We start from the raw sequence: 19,831 nt of genomic DNA, 5'->3' as shown, positions 1-19,831 counted from the left end.
GCCTCTACCGCCGGAGCATGCCCCCGGTCAGGTAGAGGCCGCGTGCAAGGTTCGTTCGGGCCGGCCTTGAGTCGGCGACTAGGGGTTTGCGGCTCCTGGAGAGGTGGATGCAGGCGCTTCGCCGCCCTTGGCGAGGGCTTCGGCCATGGAAAGATGTTGTTTCAGGACCGGCAGCGTGGCCTGGGCGAATTGCTGGATATCCGGGTCCTTGCTTTCTGTCGCCTTGCTGAACAGGGCAATGGCCTGGCGGTGGTCCTTGATCATGGCCTGCGCATAGGCCTGATCGTAGGAGGCGCCCGAACCCCACGATTTCTCCTTGGCGAGCGCCTCGGCTTCGGGGCGCGCCGCTATCTCGACATGCTTTCGCATGGCGATGCCCGACAGCTCATCGTTTGCCTTGCGGTGGTCCGTCACCAGGTGTTGCGCCATTTCCTTCGCGGGCCGCGACTGCGCGTGTTGCATGGCCAACTGGCCTAGCGCCACTTCGGTCGCGCCGTCACTCGCTGCCTCGCGGAGAAACGTCTGGTCGGCCGTGCCGGGACTCGACGCCTGCGAGTCCGAAGCACTGCCTTGCGCATGCGAGTAAGCCCCGAGGGCGAGACCGGCCAATGCCAGCGAGACGATGGACAGCCGCCGCTCAAGGCTCACGGCTTGCGCTCTCGACGGCTTCGGATGGCGCAGTGCCCAACACCGAGGCCCGGCTGCGGCTACGGCCACCGCGGCGCCCGATGGTCGCCATATGCTCGCGGTCGCGGCTTATGGCACTGCCACCCTTGCGCCCGGCGGCACGAGCCTCTTCGGAAGTGAAGCGATGGGCGTGGCCCCCGGCATGCGCGGCGCGCCCGCCAATGCTGGATATCTCGCGTTGGCGCTCGGAATCCATTGCGGCGAAGCCTCGGGGAGTCAGTGACGTGTTCTGGGTAGGCATGATTGAAAATCCGAACTGGCGCGCTCGTATCGACGCATTCCTGTACGGGCAACATCCGTGCCACGGCTGAAGTCGCTCTAAAGGGCTTTTCGGCGCGTCTGGCGGGCCCAGGCGCGGAAAAAGTTTCCTTCCACGGCAGGGCTTACCTCCGATGGTTGCCCGGCGAGCTCGGCGTGCGGCGCCGGAATGGAAGGATGGCCGGCCCCGCATGAACTTACGGGAGGGTCAGAAGAACTGGCCGCTTTCGTAGTGCGGGCTGCGAGCTGCGCGCGACAACAGCAGCATGAGTTCCTCGTAGTGCTGCTGCACGAGTTGCCGCTGCGTGCGTTGCGCCGCATACAGGGTCTCGATGACTTCGCTGAGCGTGGTGAGCTCCTCGTCCTTCACCAGCGCCAGCAACAAACCCCAGGCCGTCTCGTCGATCTGCTCGGCGCTGAGCACGAGCCGCAGCGAGTCCAGCCCCGCGGGGCGCGTGGCCTTCATGCAATCGGCCAGCGCGCGGATCTGCGGCAGCACGATTCCGCTGGATGCGCTGTCGATGCGCCCGCAGAACGAAAACACCGAGAGCATGCGCCTCAGTTCCCTGGCGAAAGCGCCGTCGGCAAGCCGAAACTCCCGCAAGCCTGATGGGTCGAGGCCGTCCAGCAAAGGGTCGCTGCATGCCGCGCAACGCTCCAGGCACAGGTAATACATGCCGCCGATGACGTTCTGGCTGTCCAGCCGGTCACGCGCCATGGCGGCGATCGAGGGCGGCGTCAGTGCATTGGCACGCCGGCGATGACCTTTTGCACGGGATGCCGAAGGGTAGCCCATGAGGGCGGAGCAGGAGGCGTCACGCATGTCGGGTCCGGCGTCGGGTGTCACATCAAGGCAAGCAATTGCCGTACCGCAGGCTGGCGCTTCATGGCCCGGCGTGATGGCCACGCTTGCTCACTTCGGCCGTGCATCGCGGCGGTTCCGCTGCTCGATGCGCGAGGCGCGCCATGTCATCAATGGCTGGGTGCTCATGCCGTGCAAGACGATGCTCAACACCACGAGGGTCACGACCCATCCGCTAAGCCGGGTCGCCGAGGTGGAAGGCAGACCATGCGTGATCGCATAGGCGAGGTAGCTCAGGCTTCCCAGTCCGCGGATGCCGAGCCAGCCGAGCAGCAGCCTGCGCGGCCAGCGAAGGCCACGGCGTGCCGTCACGGCCAGTACCGCGAGTGGCCGTGCGACCAGGAACAGCAGTGCGGACAAGGCGACAGCCGGCAGGCTCGCATAGCTGGCCAGCGCGATACCGAGGAACAGCAGCACGCCGGCGCCGATCAGCCGCTCCAGCGTATCGCCGAACGACAGCGCATCGGATACCACCAGGCCGATCGATGCCCAGGGATGCCTGGCGACTTCACTGTCCCGTTGATTGGGATTGACCAGCACCTCGGCAGGCGGGTGTACGTCGGACGTGTCCTTCGTCTGCGGATGGGGGTGATGCTTGACCACGCGCCACTCGGCGTGGCGCAGGCCGAGTCCGGCCGCAAACGAGGCGAGAAACACCGATGCATGGAGATATTGCGCGGCAGCGTAAGTGATGGCGAGCAGGGCGAGCGCAAGGAAGTCATTGGGCCCGGTGTCCCGGCTGCGGGCCTTGAGGTGCGTGGCGAGCGCGCCCGTCAGCAGCGCGAGCCCGAAACCCAGGCCGATGCCGGACGGCAGGGCCCATGCGACGTCGCGCAGGAACCATCGCCACAGGTCCGCGCTGCCTGTCGTCGGATGGAACAGCAACAGCGCAAGCAGCAGCAGGGGCAGGGCGCCGCCATCGTTGAGGCCGGCTTCGGTGGACAGTGCAACGCGCAGGCCATCGCGATCGTCCGCGTCGTCTACCGAAACCAGGCTGGCAAGCACGGGGTCGGTAGGCGCCACGGCCGCGGCAAACAGCAGGGCTTCGGACCAGCTGCTGGTGAACAGATAATGCACGGCAGGCACCATCATGCCGATCGTCAACAGCATGGCCGGAAACGCCAGTCGCATACCGGTGCTCCAGGACTGGCCATGCCATAGCGCGCGGAGTTTGAGTCCGTTGATGAACAGCGACACGACGAGGGCCAGCTCCGTGGCGCGTTCGAGCAGCGGCGCATGCTTTACGAGATCGATGCTGGCCCGTCCTGCAAACCATGGTCCGAGCAGGATGCCGGCGAGCACATACAGGACGAACGGCGTCACCGGCGTGCGCCGCGTCCAGCCTCTGAGCAGGGAGGAGAACAGCAACAGCATGCCGAGCACCAGCAGCCAGGCTTGTGCGCTCACTTCGGTGCGCCTCGCGTTCGATGACGCCTGCAGGTTCAGGCTTGCGTCGTGGTGCCCGCGTCTGAATGAGGGCAACACGGCATGAAGTTCCCGTGTCGGAAAATTGTTCCCGTTCCACGTGCCGGCAAGGCCACGCGGACTTGCCGTGGCGTTTACTTCCCTGCAGCTAGGGTGGTTCTCGAACAGGAGCAATGGAACCATGAAGACGCGACATGTGTTCAGCGTGCCGGACGTGGCATCGGCCGCCACCGCGATGGAAGCCGCGAGGGATGGCGGCGCGGTCGACGGGGATATTTCACTGATTGCGCGCTCGGATATCGAGCTGGAAACCATTCCCGACGAGCGCAAGGTCGTCGAAGGTGACTTCTATCCTGCGGCCGTCCGAGGCGTGGCGGGCGGCGCAGCGACCGGCCTGCTGGCAGGATTGATCGCGATCGCCATTCCTCCGCTGGGCATCACGTTCGCGGGCGCGGCGGCGATGACGCTCGGCGGTGCGGCCGTGGGTGGATGGGCAACGGCGCTTGCAGGTTCGGCGGTGCCCGACCCGGTGCGTCGCCAGTTCCAGGAAGAAATCGCCCAGGGCCGCATCCTGGTGGTGGTGGATGCGCCACGCGACGTGCTGCATCGTGTCGACGATTCGCTCGCGGCGATCGGCGCGACGCGCCTTCCCTTCGACAAACCCACGATCATGAGTTGATCACGGCTTCGCACGTGTGGCACGCGACTTGCGTCTATGGGGTTGTCCCCACCACGCAGTGTCGTTCCCATGATGCCTGAATGGCCTACCATCGTCCTTGTCGTGAAAGAACCTGAGCGCGCCCAGGAAATCCGCGCCCAACTGAACCATGCGGGTTTGCGCAACATGGTTCTCACCGTTCGCTGCGTCAACGAGCTTTCGCGTCTGCTGCGCACGCGGGAGAGCAGGGAAACGCCCCATCCCGTCGGCTTCGTGATCATCGAAAGCCATCTGTGGCGCGCGAATTTCTCGCGTCTCAACAAGGTGCGCAAGGAGGGGCGCGCGCCGTTTCTTCCGCTGATGGTGCTGTTCGATTCGCCGGTGTCCCTGCAGCGTTTCGAACTGGCCCGGCCGTTCCTTGCCGGTGGACTGCTTGCACCTTTTACCGGACAGGCGCTGATCCTGGCGCTTGAACGCCTGCATAGGCAGTGGCTGGCGACGGGCGAGTCTGACGCGTGCACGTCATGGGCCGCGGAAGTCGCGGGCTGGTGTGCCGCGGGTCGCGTGGCATAGGGTTGACGAGCAAGTGCGATCCGGGCGCCAGCGGCGTTCGTGCGGATCGCGGCACGCACTCACCCGGGCCTTCCGCTGACCGTGAGCGGGAGCGCGCACATGGCGGCCCGTGCATGGCGCTTGTGGAAGAGTCTTTTAACAGGAGCGTCGCGGCACATGCAGGCGCCGTGCTGCAGGCTGCGGTAAGCGCAGTCACTCCACCAGCCGGGAATCCCATGTACTTGCAGCCCCTGCAAACCCCGCGCGCTTTCATCTCGCGCGGGTTGCTCTCCGTTCCGCCGGATCCTGAGCCGGCGCCGCCGCCGGAACCACCCAGGCCACCGTCGCCGCCGTCGCCGGATATTCCGCCGCCGGTGCCGCCCATTCCCCAGCCGGCCCGCCCGCCGCTCACGGATCCCGAACCACCGCCACCGCCGGTGGGCGATCCCGTGCCGCCACCGGATCAACAACCGGTGGCGCATGGTCTCCGTGCATGAAGCGAGCGCAGTAAAGGCGGGCACGCCCGATGCCGGCGTGACGATTCGCATCGCATGCCACCGGGCTGTTTCTCATGCTGACGCTTTCGCCATGGTCATGGCGATGCGGTATCGATATCACGCGAGAGTGATGACCAGGTCATGCCCGGCTTGATCATGCCGCTTTGCATGCTTGCGACCGCCCGGTTCATCGGCCAGACACGAATCATGGGGAACTATGCGGTGCCGTAGACGGTGGCAGCGCTGGCTGCCGTCGCCTGACATCAGGCTCGTAACGGGCATAGAGGCGGCTCCGGCACCGGAGACTCGCTGTTTACCGGGAGAACTTCATGACCCCACTCGATAAACCCCTGCGACGCGAACTCACCGTCGGTGAGCAGCGATACACGCTGCTCATCGATCCCGATGGACTCAAGTTGACCTTGCGCGGTCACCGGCAAGGCGTTGCGTTGGCGTGGAAAGACCTGGTCAATGGCGATGCGGCGTTGTCGTCCGCGCTGCGCGCTTCAGTCGAAGGCGTGGAGCACAAGGACTAGGCTGTTACCCATCCGATTGCTGTTCCGGTGCGGCATGCACCTGTGTCTGGCAGGCGGGATGGCCGCATCCGCACTGGGCTTCCGTCGCCGGGAGTTTGGCCGCTTGGCGGCAGTAGTCGCTGCAGAACTCGCCCTGGTTCTTGTCGATCATGCATCGACAGCCCGGATGGCCGCAGTGGTAGCTTGCTTCAGGCATGGCATGTCTCCGGTTGGCTCAACGCGACAGTAGCGGGTCGCTGCCGGGGCGAGTCCGCGACTCGGTGACAAGGCCTTCGCCGCTTGTACCGGCCGTGGCGATGCGGATGCGATTTTCGACATCCTGTACGCCGCTGGCCTGGTCAGCGCATTCCTCGGCGCGGTATTTCATGTGCCGGTCCGCGACCGTGCCCTGCAGGGTGACGACGCCGCCGTCGACATTGACCTGGATGTGCGTGGCGTCCAGCCACGGATCGAGCGTCAGCGCTTCACAGACATCGTCGCGGATGCGTTCGTCCGAGCGGCGATAACCCATCGGCCCCTTGCCGCGATGCTCGCCTTGTTCGCGGTACTGGGCTGTGCCGGCGGCACGCGGCCATGCGCCTGGCATCGATGAAGGACCGTAACCGCCGGGACCGGTCCACTGCCTGCGCGGTGGTTGGCCGTAACCCGCGTAGCCCTGGGCGTAACCGCTGGTGTCGTCGTCATCGGGTGGCGCATCGAGGAGTTCGTCATCGTAGAAGCTGGTGTGCCGCATGCCCCATGGCTGCTGCCGGCGGGCGCTTTCGTGCACCTGGCGCGATCGCCCCCGCATGGCCTCGTGCCAGCGACCACCACGGGAGCCCCACGCCGACGACGGATCGTCCCGCTCGTAGAGCTCGCCTGATGGACGTCCGAAGGCACCGAAGCCCTGGTCGTTCCGTGTGCCCGCATACACGTCTTCCGTCAGTTGTCCCGCTCCCTGGCGTCTTGGCCAGGGAGAGCCGTCCTCCCTGCGCCGTCCCTCGTAGTCCTGATCGCTTCCATAGGTATCCCGATAGTCGCGTGGCCTGTGGTCTCGGTTCATGGCAGTTCCTCTTCGTCGACAACCCAGAAATGCGGCCCCGTCCATCACCGACGAGAACACGCAAGCGAGTGCAGCAAGCGTTGTGCCACGCATCGATTGAGCGCATTCGATGCGTACTTCGCGACAAGGGAACTTGTGCCGGCAACGTTTTCGCGCCATGCACAGGACGACGCGTCCTGTCATCTCGGTGGATCGGCTGGCAGCGGCCATGAAGCGATCCGTTTGCATCGCTTTTTTTGCCTGGTGGCGCGTTGACCGGTCCGCCATGCCGAATTCACCGGATGATGCTTCGCTCTCGATCAAGGTCTTGCTGGATATTCGCCAGGAAACATCGCATGAGCAGTGAACATGACATCCGCGTGCTTAACCATCTCATCGAGGTGACGATCGACAGCATGCTCGGTTACGCCGAGGCCGCGAAGGAGGCGGGGCGTGCGGAGCTGAAGGATCTGTTTGGCCGTCGCGCCGAAGAGCGGCAACGCATCGCGGCGAAGATGCAGGAGCAGGTGCGCATGCTTGGCGGCACGCCTTCCGACGAGGGCACGCTGGCCGCCACCGTGCACCGCGTGTTCGTCGACCTGAGGGCGGCGCTGAGCAAGGGGGACGAGGCGGTGGTGAAGGAAGTGGAGCGCGGCGAGGATCACATCAAGGCCAAGTATGAAACCCTGCTCAAGGACGACGACCTCACCCCCGCCACTCGCATGGTGGTGCAGGATGCCTACCAGCTGGTGCTGGAGGGGCACGACCAGATGCGCGACCTCAAGCGCACCATGGAACGCACCCGCTGACGACGCCGCGCTCCATGGCCGGACATGCCATCACAAGTACTTCCGATGACGGCGGCCAACACGGGCGCGCAGCAGGCAAAGCGTTCTCGCCCGCAGGATGAAGGGCTCATTGCCGGCATGGTAGGTGCCATAGGGCACGCGAGGTTCGCTGGTGACCAGCAGCTGCCAGTCGCCCGCTCCGGGCGATGGCGGCAGCCGAAACGCTACCGGCTCGGCGCCGGCATGGGCCAGCAGCAGCAGGCTGTATTCCCCGCCGGGCCTGCGGTTGGCGTTTTCCGCGGTGCGTCCATCCAGCAGCATGCCTACGGTGCCGCGCGCGGGGTCCTCCCAATCCGGCTGCTCCATGATGTCGCCTTCGGGGGTGAGCCAGGTGACGTCACGCACATCCATGCCGTCGAAGGTCTTGCCGGTGAGGAAGTGCTTGCGCCGCAGCAGCGGGTACTGGCGGCGAATGCGCAGCAGGTACCGCACATAGGCCGACAGCTCGCTGCTGCGCTCGGCGGCGAGCCAGTCGAGCCAGCTCAGTTCGTTGTCCTGGCAATACGCGTTGTTGTTGCCGTCCTGCGTGTGCGAGAACTCATCGCCCGCCAGCAGCATGGGCGTGCCCTGCGACAGCACCAGCGTGGCGAGCAGGTTGCGCTTCTGGCGTGCGCGCAGCGCGAGAATGGCCGCATCGTCGGTGCGGCCTTCGTGTCCGCCGTTCCAGCTGAGGTTATGGTCGGCGCCGTCCTTGTTGTTTTCGCCGTTGGCTTCGTTGTGTTTGTCGTCGTAGCTCACCAGGTCTTCGAGGGTGAAGCCGTCGTGTGATGTGATGAAGTTCACCGAGGCAAACGGGCGACGGCCGCGCCGGTCGAACAGGTCCGCGGAGCCCGTGAGTCGCGTCGCCAGTTCGGCCAGTCGTCCCTCATCGCCACGCCAGTAGGAGCGCGCGGTGTCGCGAAAGCGGTCGTTCCATTCCGCCCAGCCCGGCGGAAAGCCTCCCGCCTGGTAGCCGCCGGGGCCCAGGTCCCAGGGTTCGGCGATCAGCTTGAGGCGCGCGAGCGTGGGGTCTTGTCCGCAGACGTCGAGGAAGCCGCCGCCCTGGTCGAAGCCGTGCCATTCCCGCCCCAGGATGGTCGCCAGGTCGAAACGGAAGCCGTCGACGCGCATGTCCCTGGCCCAGTAGCGCAGCGAGTCGGTGACCAGTTGCAGCACGCGCGGATGGCTGAGGTTGAGCGTGTTTCCCGTGCCGGTGTCGTTGATGTAATGGCGAGGATCTTCCGCGAGGCGGTAATAGCTCTGGTTGTCGATGCCGCGCAGCGAGAGCGTGGGGCCATATTCGTTGCCCTCGGCGGTGTGGTTGTAGACCACGTCCAGCAGCACTTCGAGGCCGGCATCGTGGAAGTGCGCCACCATCTCCTTGAACTCGGCCACCGTATGGGTCGCCATGTAGCGGGGCTGCGGCGCGAAAAAGCCCAGCGTGTTGTAACCCCAGTAATTGCGCAGGCCGATATCGAGCAGATGCTTGTCGTCGATGAAGGCGTGGATGGGCATCAGCTCGACGGCGGTGACGCCCAGGCCCTTGATGTAGTCGATCACCTCCTGCACGGCGAGCCCGGCAAAGCTGCCGCGCAGTTCCGGCGGAACGCGTGGGTGACGCATGGTGTAGCCGCGTACGTGGGTTTCGTAGATGACGGTGTGGTCCCACGGTATCTGCGGCCGGCGCTCGCTGCCCCAGGTGAAGGCGGGATCGATCACGCGCGCCTTCGGCACGTACGGCGCGCTGTCGCGCTTGTCGAAGCTGAGGTCGCCGTCGGCGTGGCCGATCACGTAGCCAAACAGCGCATCGTGCCAACGCAGCTGCCCGACCATCTGCTTGGCATACGGATCGAGCAGCAGCTTGTTCGGATTGAAACGATGCCCGGCCTGGGGTTCGTAGGGGCCGTGCACGCGATAACCATAGATCTGGCCGGGCCGGGCATCCGGCAGGTAGCCATGCCATACCTCATCGGTGTGCTCCGGCAACGTGATGCGCTCCGTCTCGCGACCGTCGTCGTCGAACAGGCAAAGTTCCACGCGTGTCGCGTTGGCCGAGAAAAGCGCGAAGTTGACGCCCAGGCCGTCCCAGCTGGCGCCAAGCGGGAAGGGCAGTCCTTCGCGGACGCGCGACGGGCGGCGCGCCGGCTGGGGCGCGGCGTCGTGCACGTCGATGCTGTCGACCGGGCTAGGCTTCCGGGTCATGCGGCGGTTCACTGTCCCCGGCTTCGAATACGGCCCGCTCGTTGGCCTCCACCAGGCGCTCGGCCATATGCCAGTGGCGTTCGTCCTGTCCGTAGGGACGTCCTTCCGATTCCCAGATGCGGTGCGCCATCTGGCGGATGCGCTCTTCGCGGTCTGCAGTCGTGCTCATGGTTCCTCCGTGGTTGCGTGCCACACCGCTACCGGCCATTCCCAGAACAGCAGCGACAGTGGCAAGCCTGCGTGATCGTGTGTCGACAGCGCGCGTTCGCCGAGCAGGTCGCGAAACCTCACGCCGTCGGGTGGATGAAGGCGCGTATCGCGCCAGGCCTCGGCGGGCACCCGCGGCAAGGTCTGGCCGTCCATCCAGTGCATGCACAGCCTCGGCACGGCCACCAGCAGCATCGAGCCGCCGAGCCGGCGCGTAAACGCAAGCACGTGTTCGGCGGCAGGGCCGCTGGCGATCCAGGGCTGGTAATCGCCCCGTGAAAACAGCGAGGGCAGTGCGCGGCGTGCCGACAGCAGGCGCCTGAGCAGGGCCTGCTTGATGACGCCGTCGCGAAAGCGTGGCATCAACTCCGTTGGCGGCAAGGCCAGCGCCAGCGTGCCGTTGCGCGCGGCGTGGTCCACCGGGGCGCGATTGTCCGGATCGACCAGCGAGAGATCCCAGTAGTCGCAGCCCTGATAGAGATCGGGTACGCCGGGCAGCGTATTGCGCAGCGTGACGGCCACGAGGCCGTTGAGCGCGCCGGGCGCATCGAGCCAGTGTGCGGTTTTCGCCACCTCCGCCAGCAGCGGCGCCAACGCGGCATCGCTGGCCAGTCGTTGCAGCAGGGCGGTGGCAGCGGTTTCGTAGGCGTCGTCGGGCCGTGTCCAGCGTGTACGCAGGCGCGCCTCGCGCAGCGCCTTGATCCACCATGCCAGCACGCGTCCGAAATAGTGCAGGACGCCCGCCGAGTCGGACGCGTCGAGCGCCAGCGGCCACGCCGCGACCAGGGTCTGCAGCAGCATGGCGACGTCGCCGCGCGCGACGGGTTCGCCAGGCCGGCACAGCAATGGCAGGGCCTGTTGCAGCAGGGCCTGCCATCGCTCCGGGCGCTCGCTCCAGGCCGCCATGCGGGCGCGCACGTCTTCGCCGCGTTTGTGGTCGTGCGTGGCCGTGGCCGACAGGCTGCGTGCGCCGTCGGCAGCGCGTTGTCGCATGTGCTGGTGGAAGGCCTCGGGCGACAAGGCAAACCGGGTCGGATCGCTGCCCACTTCGTTGCGCGAAAGCCACACGCCATAGCGATAGAACACCGTGTCCTCGACGGCCTTGGCGGCAAGCGGCGCCGAGAGCTGTTCGAAACGCTTTCGCGCGGTTTGCCAGGACGCATGCCAAGTGCTCCGCGGTGGTGGTTCTTCCATGATGTTCTTGAACAGCCATTGCCGCGCCTCGCGATCGTCGGGGTGGCCCTGTCGTTCCGCGTTGGCGAACGCCTGGACGAGCACCCGGCGGTCGGTCTCACCCGGTGGGTGCGCGCCCAGGTAGGTGCGATAGACGGGCATGTGCGCCAGCACGTCGGCACCCGCGCGTTCCAGGGATTCGCGAGTGAGATCGCCAGCCTCGCGCGATGCGTCCAGGCAGCATTGCCAGGCGCGCATGGACCGCGAGAAGTCGCTGCGCAGTCCGCGCCGCATCCACTGGTGGCGGGCGAGGCATTCCTCCCCGGCGAACGACAGGCGGCGCCCGCTGGTCTCGCGCCAGGCCAGCGCGAGGGTCGACTCCGAGCGCGCATCGTGCAGGATGGCGCCAAGGCGATCCATCACGTCGTAGCCCGTGCTGCCATCCACCGGCCAGTCACCGGGCAGTGTTTCGTCATCGCGAAGGATCTTCTCGACATGCAGGCTGATCGGCGCGTTGCGGCGCTCGGCGATGGGAGCGAGCGCCCGACGCAGGCGCTCCAGGTGGTGCCGTGGACGCGCCAGGCCATCGATGTGGTCGATGCGCAGGCCGTCGACCATGCCCGTCGCCAGCAGGCGCAGCGGGAGCGCATGCGTGGCATCGAAAGCCTCGTCGTTGTCCATGTCGAGCGCGACCAGACCATCGACGTCGAAGAAGCGCCGGTAGTTGACCACGTCACCCGCGCTGCGCCACCAGGCGAGCCGGTAGTGTTGCCGGTCAAGCAGCGTGCGAAGCGCGGATGGATCGCGATCGTCGATGCCTTCGTCACTGCCTTCGGCAAGCGGAAGGCGCCAGTCGGCATGGCAAAGCTGCGCGCCGTCGGCCCGGTCAATGCGCAGTTCGCCGCGCGCCAGCACCTCGTGCAGCGGACCCTTCAGCCACGGTAGCCACACGCGACCGGGCGAAGCGGGTGCATCCCAGTCTATGTCGAAGAAGCGCGCGTGGCGGCTGCCAGGGCCTCGCTTGAGCACATCGCGCCACCACGGATTGGACGTGTCCGCCGCCATGTGGTTGGGGACGATGTCGAGGATGGCGCCCATGTCGTGCTCATGCAGCGCATCGGCCAGTGCGCGCATCGCGGTTTCCCCGCCCAGTTCGGCACGCACCACGGTCGGGTCGGTCACGTCATAGCCATGCGTCGAGCCCGCGCGAGCCTCGGCGATCGGGGACAGGTACAAATGCGTGATGCCCAGTTCGCGGTAATACGGCACCTGCCGCCGCGCGTGCCACAGGTCGAAACCCCGGTGCAGCTGCAGGCGTGCCGTCGACAGCAGCTCAACCATGGACACGTCCCCGGCGATGGCCGGCGACCCAGCGCAGCGTCGCATCCAGCTTTGGCACCCGCCAGTTCAGCCGGCGGCGCCAGTTGGGATATTGCGACGAGGTGGTGCCCGGGACATTGGGTTGTTCTCGTTCGTCCAGTACGTCCTCCAGCGGAAACAGCGCCAGTGGCGCCGCGCTTTCGGCCACCACGCGCAAGGCGGCATGTCCGGACGAGTTCGCCGGAAACCGGTCGAGCAAATGGTCCAGTTTCACCATGTCGGCGTGCCGGCGTTGCAACGCCTCGGTTTGCCCGCGGCTGTCCCACGAATGCACGCGCGCGAGTGCGGCCAGGTCGGTGCCGGCCCGCCATCCGGCAAGCGGTGGCAGGTCGTGCGTGCTGCTCATCGCAACGGCCTGTGCACGCCAGCGGGATGGCGGCATGAACGAGCCGCGCGAGTCGCGCATGAACTGCAGCACGTCCATGCCATACACGCCGCGGCTCGCCAATGTCTTGCGCAGATCGGCGGGCACCGTACCCAGGTCTTCGCCGATCACCAGGCAGCGGTGCTGCCACGAGGCGAGCGCCAGCAGGCCCAGCAGGTCGTGCAGCGGATAGCGCACATAGCCGCCATCGCGTGGCGACATGCCGGTGGGCACGAGCCACAGCCGCGCCCAGCCGAGGATGTGGTCGATGCGCAGGCCTCCACCTCGCGTCATCATCCTGTCGAGCAGCGTGCGCACGGGTGCGTAGCCGCTGCTTTGCAGCGAGTGGGGTGCGTGGGTGGCCAGCCCCCAGTCCTGGCCGTCGGGATTGAAGGCGTCGGGCGGCGCGCCGATGTGCGCACCCTCCAGCACGAGGCCGCGGTGTTGCCAGGCTTCGCTGCCGCCGGGGTCGAAGCCCGTGGCGAGATCCCAGGTGAGGCCGATGCGCTGGCCCGCGCCGAGCAGTTGGGTCTGCGTCTGTTCCCAGCACTGCGCCGCCAGCCACTGCAGGAAGCACTCGCGTTCGATCGCCGCGGCGTGTCGTTGCGCGAAATCCCGCACGAGCGCACCTTGGGAATCGGCCCAGCCGGCTTCCCACGAGCGCCAGTCGACGCTTTCGCCGCGCGTGCGTGCGAGTCGCTGATGCGCCGCAAACAAGGCATGCGGATACAGCTCGTCTCCCACACGCCGCATGAAGGCCTCGAACATCGAACGTACGTCCGGCCGTTGCCCCCATCGGTCCACCAGACTGGCCCATGCGAGATGGCGCATGGTGTCCTGTGCGGGCCAGTCGATCAGCGGCGCCCGCTCGTTCCGCACCCATGCCTGTGCCTGGCCGCTGTGCTCCAGCGCATCGTGCAGCGCGTCGGTGCCTGCTACCTGCGCCGGTGCGATCTGCAGCGTGTCCAGCCAAGCACGATGCGAGGGCGAATAGGGGCTGAAGTTCGCGTCCGGCGGTGCGGACGCATGCAGCGGACTCAGCGCCACGGCGTCGCCGCCAGCGGCCGCGACATGCCGCCCGACGGCGGCCACCGCCTGGTTGTCACCCAGCCCGCCATCGTCCGAGCGACGCAAGCCATAGACCTGGGCGCTTACACCCCAGGCGCGCCCGTTGTCGCGCGGCGCCAGGTCGTCGACGCCGAAACAACGGCTCGGCACGACCGCTAGATGCTCTTCGCGCGAGCGGAGATCCAGCAGGTAATGACCGGGGTGGTCAGGCGCGTGCCTCCGCCCCTGCGCATCCTGCGACAGGGCGACCGGGCGACGCGTGTCCAGGCTGAAGGCCTCGCGCGGCGGGTCGGCCATCCCCAGCGGCGTACCGGCGATGACGACGCGCATCATCGGGTGATCGGGTGCCGGATGCGGGTCGAGCACCTGCAGCAGCGCATCGATGGTGTCGGCCGAAAGCGTGCGGCGCTGGCCTTGCGCATCGGTCCACGAAACCTCGATGCCGGCGGCGAGTGCCCGCTGCTGCAGCGCGGCGGCTGTCACGGTGGCGGCTCATGCCAGGCGGCCAGGCTGTCGGGCGGCAGTTCGTCTTCGAGCAGGCCAGGCTGCGCGGCCTCGAGGTGGATGCGCACGGCATAAGGGCCGGGTTTGTAGCGCAACGTGGAGGCGCCGACATTGAAGGCAAGCGACCACGACGCGCCGTCGGCCAGTCGCCAGCGCGCCACCAGCGCACGGCCACCGAGCAGGGCGCAGCCGAGCGCGTGGCAGCCATGGATGGCGGGCACCAGATGCTGCATGCGCATGTCGATCAGGCGGCGAAACCACCGGCGCATGGCCGAGGCCGCTGCCGTATCGCCGCCCCTGGGCCATGAGGCCTCGAACGTGGCGCGGGCGTTGGGGTCGGGTATGAGGGCGCGTCGTCCCGGGTCCGAGAAGCCGGAGAACGCGGCGAATTCGTTGCGTCGTCCCTCGCGCACCTGCGAGGCCAGTACGCCGTGGTAGTCGGTGAAATAGAAGAAGGGCGTGTCGCACGCCCATTCGTCGCCCATGAAGAACATCGGCACCATCGGGCACAGCGCCACCAGTGCCATCGCCGCGCGCCAGCGTTCGCGCGGGATGAGCGTGATCAGCCGATCGCCGAGCGGTCGATTGCCGATCTGGTCGTGGTTCTGCAGGAACAGCACGAATGCCTCGGGCGGCAATCCGTCGCTCGGCCTGCCACGACGGCGGCCGTGCTGGTCGCGCTGGCCCTGGTAGACGAAGCCTTCGGCAAGCATGCGCATGGTCTGCTCGAGGGGGCGTCGGGCGAAATGGGCGTAGTAACCCTCGCGTTCGCCGGTAAGCAGCGCGTGCAGCGCGTTGTGGCCATCGTCGTTCCATTGCGCGGTATAGGCCTGTTCGAGGAGGCGGGGATCGTTGCGCTCGTTCTCCAGCAACAGGTGCACGTGCCGGTTGGACGCAACGCCGTTGCGGATGCGCGTGGCGATGTCGTACAGGAAGGATGCCGGATGGATCGTGTGCACGGCATCCAGGCGCAAGCCGTCGAAGCGGTAGTCGCGCAGCCACATCAAGGCGTTTTCGACGAAGAATTCGCGCACGCGGGCGTGCCTGAAGTCGATGGCGGGCCCCCAGGGCGTGGGCGTGTCCGGGCGGAAGAACGACGGCGCGTAGCGCGGCAGCGCATTGCCGCTGGGCCCCAGGTGGTTGTAGACCACGTCCAGCAGCACCATCATGCCGAGCCCATGCGCGGCATCGACCAGCGCCTTCAGTTGATCGGGCGTCCCGTAGCTCGCTTCGGGCGCATAGGGCAGCACGCCGTCGTAGCCCCAGTTGCGCCGGCCCGGAAACTCGCCGACAGGCATCAGTTCGATGGCGGTATAGCCGGCCTCGCGAAGCAATGGCAGCTCCCGGGTCGCGGCCTCGAATCCGCCCATGCAGCCGACATGGATTTCGCAGATCACCGCTTCGTGCCAGGGGCGGCCGCGCCAACCCTGGTGGATCCACTGGTAGCTGTCCTGGTCCACCACGAGGCTGGGGCCGTGCACGTCGCCCAATTGCGCGCGCGCGGCCGGATCGGGCACATCTTCGCCGTCGATGCGGAAACGGTAGCCATCGCCAGCGGCCGCCTTGGTCCGCAGTACGAACACGCCGTGGCGCAGCGCGCGCATGGGTACCGTGCCGTGCTCGAGCGCGACGGTGACCTCCCGGGCGGCGGGTGCCCACAGGCGGAACTCGGTCATCCCGGAAGGCAGCGGCGAGGCGCCCCAGCTCGCAGCCGCCATCAGCTGTCCTCCGCGCGCAGGATCAACGTGGCCAGCGGCGGCAGGGTGAGCGTCAACGACTGCGCGTACCCGTGGCTGGGTTGGGGCAGGGTGGAGATCACGCCGTTGTTTCCCACGTTGGAGCCGCCGTAGAACGAGCTGTCGGTGTTGCACAGTTCGCTCCATCGGCCCGCCTCGGGTACCCCGATGCGATAGCCATGCCGCGGCTGCGGCGTGAAGTTGCTCACCGCAAGCACGGGCGCGGTCCCCTCGCTGCCATAGCGGACAAAGGCGTACACCGACTGCCTGGCGTCGTCGGCGACGACCCAGGCAAAGCCGCGCGGATGATCGTCTTCCTGGTGCAGCGCCGGTTCGTTCACCAGCACGCGGTTGAGGTCGGCGACCAGGCGGCGCACGCCTTCGTGCATGGGGTTTTCGCACAGGCGCCAGTCCAGCTCGCCGTCGTGGTCCCATTCGTGCCAGGTGGCCAGCTCGCCCCCCATGAACAACAGCTTCTTGCCAGGATGCGCCCACATGAAGCCGAAGTACGCGCGCAGGTTCGCGAAGCGCTGCCAATGGTCGCCCGGCATGCGCCGCAGCAGCGAGCCCTTGCCGTGCACCACCTCGTCATGCGACAGCGCGAGGATGAAGCGTTCGGCGTAGGCGTAAGTCATGCCGAAGGTCAGGTCGTGGTAGTGGTAGCGGCGATGGATGGGGTTGCGCCGCATGTAGCGCAGGCTGTCGTGCATCCAGCCCATGTTCCACTTGCAGCTGAAACCCAGGCCGCCTTCCTGCAGTCGCGCGGTCACGCCGGGCCAGGCGGTGGATTCCTCGGCGATCACCAGCACGCCGGGGTGGCGCTCGGCAATCAGGCGATTGAGTTCGCGCAGCAGCTCGATCGCTTCGAGGTTCTCGCGCCCGCCCTGGTGATTGGGCACCCATTCGCCTTCATTGCGGCTGTAGTCGCGATAAAGCATGCTCGCCACGGCGTCGATGCGCAGGCCGTCGACGTGGAAGCGGTCGATCCATGACAGCGCGCTGCCGATGAGGTACTGCGCCACTTCGCGGCGACCATAGTTGTAGATCAGCGTGTGCCAATCCTGGTGGAAGCCCTCTCGCGGATCGGCGTGCTCGTACAGCGCCGTGCCGTCGAAGCGCGCGAGCCCGTGCGGATCGTCGGGAAAGTGCGCGCCGACCCAGTCGATGATCACGCCCAGCCCGGCGACATGGCACGAGTCCACGAAGCGGGCGAACGCATCCGCGTCGCCCATGCGTGCCGTCGGCGCGTAGATGCCCAGCGGCTGGTAACCCCACGAGCCACCGAACGGATGTTCGCTCACCGGCATCAATTCGATGTGCGTGAAGCCCAGCTCCTGCACATACGGGACCAGCTCGCGCGCCAGCATGTCCCAGTCGGGGGCGCCGCCGCCGGGCTTGCGGCGCCACGAGCCGGCGTGCACCTCGTAGATCGACAGCGGCGCATCGCGTCGCTGGTGCTTGGCGCGCTGCGCACGCCAGTGCGTGTCGTGCCATTTCACCGACAACGGCACGGCGACGATCGACGCCGAGGCCGGGGGGTGCTCCATGCGCAGCGCGTACGGATCGGCCTTCAATGGCAGCAGTTGTCCCTGCCGGTCGAGCAGTTCGTACTTGTAGCGCTCGCCCGCCAGCACGCCGGGGATGAAGATCTCCCACACGCCGGCCTGGTGGCGCAGCCGCATCACGTGGCGACGCCCGTCCCATTCATTGAAATCGCCCACCACGGAGACACGCCACGCATTGGGTGCCCATACGGCGAAATGCACGCCGGCCACGTTGTCCAGCACCGTCGGGTAGGCGCCCAGCTGCCGCCCGGAATGATGCAATCTGCCTTCGTGGAAGGCCTGCAGCATGCTTTCGTCGAGCAGTGGCGGAAAAGCGTAGGCATCGATCAGCCTTTGTTCCATCGTTTCCCACTGGACGCACAACGTGTAGCGCCCCGGATCGGACCTGGCGCGGGCAACGAAGACGCCCGCGACTTCCTGGGTGGCGCTGGCCCACACCGCGCCTCGCTCATCCAGCACATCGACGTGGCGCGCACCGGGCAGGCACGCGCGCACCGACCAGCTGTCATCGTGCCGATGCGGCCCCAGCCACGCGAACGGATCCTGGTGCGTGCCGGTCGCGATGCGCGCCAACTCGGCGTTGTCCGTACCGTTGCTGCGCGACGAAGCGACTTGCACGCTCGACACCATGATCAGGCTGCCGCACGCTGGGCCACCGCCTTCGCATACAAGGCGCTGTACTGCCGTGCCGGGCCAGCCCAGTCGTGGCGCTGGGCCATGGCTGCGCGACGCATGGCCTGGAGCAGTTCGGTTTCATCGTAGATGCGGAAGGCCCGTTGCAACGCCTGGCGAAGGTCGATCGCACGCGGTTGCGAGAACAGCAGCCCGGTCACGCCGTCTTCGATGGTGTCGAGCAGTCCACCGGTGGCGTGCGCGATGGGCAGGCTGCCGTAGGCCTGCGCATACATCTGGCTCAGGCCGCAAGGTTCGAAGCGCGACGGCATCAGCAGGAAGTCCGATCCGGCGAACATGCGCCGGGCCAACGGCTCGCTGAAGCCGATGGATGCGGCGACGCGGCCACGGAACCGGCGGGCGAGACGCCTCACCGCCGCTTCCATATCCGCGTCACCCACGCCGATCAATGCGAGCTGGCCGCCGGCCGAGACGATCTGCGCACCGACTTCGCACACCAGGTCGATGCCTTTTTGCGCCACCATGCGCGCGACGAAGCTGAATACCGGGCCTTCGTGCTCGTCCAGTCCCAGCTCGCTGCGCAACTGTGCGCGTGCACGTGCCCGCACCGCTTCGGCGCTGTGGTCGCTGCCTTGGGGCAGCGAGGGATCGTCGGAAAGGTTCCATGTGTCGTCGATGCCGTTGGTGATACCGCTCAGGCGGCCTTGCACCGCACGGCGATGGAGCAGTGCATGCAGGCCCATGCCGTACAGCGGCGTGGCGATCTGTTCCGCGTAGGTTGCGCTCACCGTGGTGACCTGGTCAGCCAGCATGAGGCCGGCCCGCAGGAACGAGATCTGCCCGTGGTAGTCCGCCTCGGTCGCGCGCGGCGGGATGCCGAGCGTCGTGCGTACGGTCATCGGGAACAACCCCTGGTGCGCCAGGTTGTGGATGGTCAGTATCGAAGGCGTGCGGCAGCCCTCCCATTGCAAGTAGGACGCCGCGAGCGCCGTCGGCCAGTCGTTGAGATGCAGCAGGTCAGGGCGCCAGTCCACGCCCGTGGTGCCCATGGCCATCTGCGCCGCGGCCATGGAAAGCAAGGCGAAGCGCGTGGCGTTGTCGGTCCAGTCGGTGCCGGTGGGGCTGACATAGGGCGAGCCGACGCGTTCGAACATCGCCGGCTGGCGCAGCACGTACACCTCGAGGCCATCCTCGGTACGCATGTGTCCGATACGAGCGGCCGGCAGGTCCGCGAACGGCTGGGTCCAGCCCACCCAGCGCAGCGAGGGCGCGCGCTCCAGCACGGCCGGATAGCCGGGAATCAGCACGCGCATGTCATGCCAGCGCGAGAGCGCGCGCGGCAGCGCGGCCGCCACATCGCCAAGACCGCCGGTTTTGACGAAGTCGGTCATCTCGGTGGTGACGAACAGCGCGTTGATCTGCCCGTGGCGGGGGCGGGAGGGCCGATTGGGTCGATGATCGATGGGGCGCCGCTTGACGTCCTTGGAGGAGGTGCTTCGAATCGAAATGGCTTTGCTCATGGCGCGTACTTCTCGCGCCGGCACGCCACGCGCTGGCGGCGGCCGGTTGCTGCATGGTTGTGGGAGATGCGGCAACCAGGGGTGGCTGCGGCAATGACCCAGACGCTAGGAGTTGGCGCATCAACTCGGCGTGTAAGTCGACCATAAGGAACGTGA

17 protein-coding genes are annotated in these 19,831 nt (G+C 67.1%); 5 read left to right on the top strand and 12 right to left on the bottom strand.

Going from position 1 to position 19,831, the window contains the following annotated elements; genetic code table 11:
- Nucleotides 1-78: 78 nt before the first annotated feature.
- From JMF82_RS02580 to JMF82_RS02565, 4 genes are all read right to left on the bottom strand, one after another.
- On the bottom strand, nt 79-648 hold the full coding sequence (locus tag JMF82_RS02580) for a DUF4142 domain-containing protein (RefSeq protein ID WP_201312972.1): 570 nt from the start codon (nt 646-648) through the stop codon (nt 79-81).
- Nucleotides 638-931, bottom strand: coding sequence for a KGG domain-containing protein (locus JMF82_RS02575; protein ID WP_201313028.1), 294 nt, complete (start codon nt 929-931; stop codon nt 638-640). The genes JMF82_RS02580 and JMF82_RS02575 overlap by 11 nt, the downstream gene beginning before the upstream one ends.
- Nucleotides 932-1,153: 222 nt before the next feature.
- The gene (locus JMF82_RS02570; protein ID WP_201312971.1) at nt 1,154-1,663 is read right to left on the bottom strand and encodes a hypothetical protein; all 510 of its coding nucleotides are present in this window, start codon (nt 1,661-1,663) and stop codon (nt 1,154-1,156) included.
- A gap of 195 nt (nt 1,664-1,858) precedes the next feature.
- A complete protein-coding gene (locus JMF82_RS02565; protein ID WP_236585258.1) occupies nt 1,859-3,214 on the bottom strand; it encodes a cation:proton antiporter in 1,356 nt (451 codons plus the stop codon).
- 199 nt (nt 3,215-3,413) lie between these two features.
- Here JMF82_RS02565 and JMF82_RS02560 point away from each other — a divergent pair, with 199 nt between their 5' ends.
- The 3 genes from JMF82_RS02560 to JMF82_RS02550 all read left to right on the top strand — a co-directional run bounded on the left by JMF82_RS02560 (nt 3,414) and on the right by JMF82_RS02550 (nt 5,475).
- Nucleotides 3,414-3,911, top strand: a complete 498-nt coding sequence (locus JMF82_RS02560) for a DUF1269 domain-containing protein (protein ID WP_201312970.1) — start codon at nt 3,414-3,416, stop codon at nt 3,909-3,911.
- Nucleotides 3,912-3,947: 36 nt separating this feature from the next.
- Nucleotides 3,948-4,463 carry a hypothetical protein gene (locus JMF82_RS02555; protein ID WP_201312969.1) on the top strand — a complete coding sequence of 172 codons (516 nt, stop codon included), beginning with the start codon at nt 3,948-3,950 and terminating at the stop codon, nt 4,461-4,463.
- Nucleotides 4,464-5,268: 805 nt separating this feature from the next.
- Nucleotides 5,269-5,475, top strand: a complete 207-nt coding sequence (locus JMF82_RS02550; RefSeq protein ID WP_201312968.1) for a hypothetical protein — start codon at nt 5,269-5,271, stop codon at nt 5,473-5,475.
- Between the two features lie 214 nt (nt 5,476-5,689).
- On the opposite strand, the gene JMF82_RS02545 is transcribed toward JMF82_RS02550, so the two are convergent.
- Entirely contained in the window at nt 5,690-6,517 is an 828-nt protein-coding gene (locus tag JMF82_RS02545; protein WP_201312967.1) for a BON domain-containing protein, read from the bottom strand.
- 208 nt (nt 6,518-6,725) lie between these two features.
- On the opposite strand from JMF82_RS02545, the gene JMF82_RS02540 reads away from it, so the two are divergent.
- Together JMF82_RS02540 and JMF82_RS02535 are read left to right on the top strand one after the other, a co-directional pair.
- On the top strand, nt 6,726-6,863 hold the full coding sequence (locus JMF82_RS02540) for a hypothetical protein (RefSeq protein WP_201312966.1): 138 nt from the start codon (nt 6,726-6,728) through the stop codon (nt 6,861-6,863).
- A complete protein-coding gene (locus JMF82_RS02535; protein ID WP_201312965.1) occupies nt 6,853-7,305 on the top strand; it encodes a PA2169 family four-helix-bundle protein in 453 nt (150 codons plus the stop codon). Before JMF82_RS02540 ends, JMF82_RS02535 begins: the two co-directional genes overlap by 11 nt.
- Nucleotides 7,306-7,335: 30 nt before the next feature.
- On the opposite strand, the gene glgX is transcribed toward JMF82_RS02535, so the two are convergent.
- Genes glgX through glgA form a run of 7 tightly spaced genes read right to left on the bottom strand, consistent with a single transcriptional unit; the run spans nt 7,336 to nt 19,675 of the window.
- Nucleotides 7,336-9,525 (bottom strand): glycogen debranching protein GlgX, encoded by a 2,190-nt coding sequence (gene glgX, locus JMF82_RS02530; RefSeq protein WP_201312964.1) that lies wholly within the window; start codon nt 9,523-9,525, stop codon nt 7,336-7,338.
- Nucleotides 9,509-9,694 carry a DUF2934 domain-containing protein gene (locus tag JMF82_RS02525; protein WP_201312963.1) on the bottom strand — a complete coding sequence of 62 codons (186 nt, stop codon included), beginning with the start codon at nt 9,692-9,694 and terminating at the stop codon, nt 9,509-9,511. Before JMF82_RS02525 ends, glgX begins: the two co-directional genes overlap by 17 nt.
- Nucleotides 9,691-12,246 carry a malto-oligosyltrehalose synthase gene (gene treY, locus JMF82_RS02520; RefSeq protein WP_201312962.1) on the bottom strand — a complete coding sequence of 852 codons (2,556 nt, stop codon included), beginning with the start codon at nt 12,244-12,246 and terminating at the stop codon, nt 9,691-9,693. The genes JMF82_RS02525 and treY overlap by 4 nt, the downstream gene beginning before the upstream one ends.
- Complete coding sequence (malQ, locus tag JMF82_RS02515; protein WP_201312961.1) at nt 12,239-14,200, bottom strand: 4-alpha-glucanotransferase; 1,962 nt, start codon at nt 14,198-14,200, stop codon at nt 12,239-12,241. Before malQ ends, treY begins: the two co-directional genes overlap by 8 nt.
- Complete coding sequence (gene treZ, locus JMF82_RS02510) at nt 14,197-15,939, bottom strand: malto-oligosyltrehalose trehalohydrolase (protein ID WP_201312960.1); 1,743 nt, start codon at nt 15,937-15,939, stop codon at nt 14,197-14,199. The genes malQ and treZ overlap by 4 nt, the downstream gene beginning before the upstream one ends.
- The gene (gene glgB / locus JMF82_RS02505; protein WP_236585263.1) at nt 15,939-18,095 is read right to left on the bottom strand and encodes a 1,4-alpha-glucan branching protein GlgB; all 2,157 of its coding nucleotides are present in this window, start codon (nt 18,093-18,095) and stop codon (nt 15,939-15,941) included. Before glgB ends, treZ begins: the two co-directional genes overlap by 1 nt.
- Before the next feature lie 59 nt (nt 18,096-18,154).
- Nucleotides 18,155-19,675 carry a glycogen synthase GlgA gene (glgA, locus tag JMF82_RS02500; RefSeq protein ID WP_201312958.1) on the bottom strand — a complete coding sequence of 507 codons (1,521 nt, stop codon included), beginning with the start codon at nt 19,673-19,675 and terminating at the stop codon, nt 18,155-18,157.
- Nucleotides 19,676-19,831: the final 156 nt, after the last annotated feature.

The organism is Dyella sp. EPa41 (genome assembly GCF_016586165.1).
Classification (GTDB): domain Bacteria; phylum Pseudomonadota; class Gammaproteobacteria; order Xanthomonadales; family Rhodanobacteraceae; genus Dyella.
Note: the sequence above shows the minus strand (reverse complement) of the source record. Positions and strands in the feature narration are given on the sequence as shown.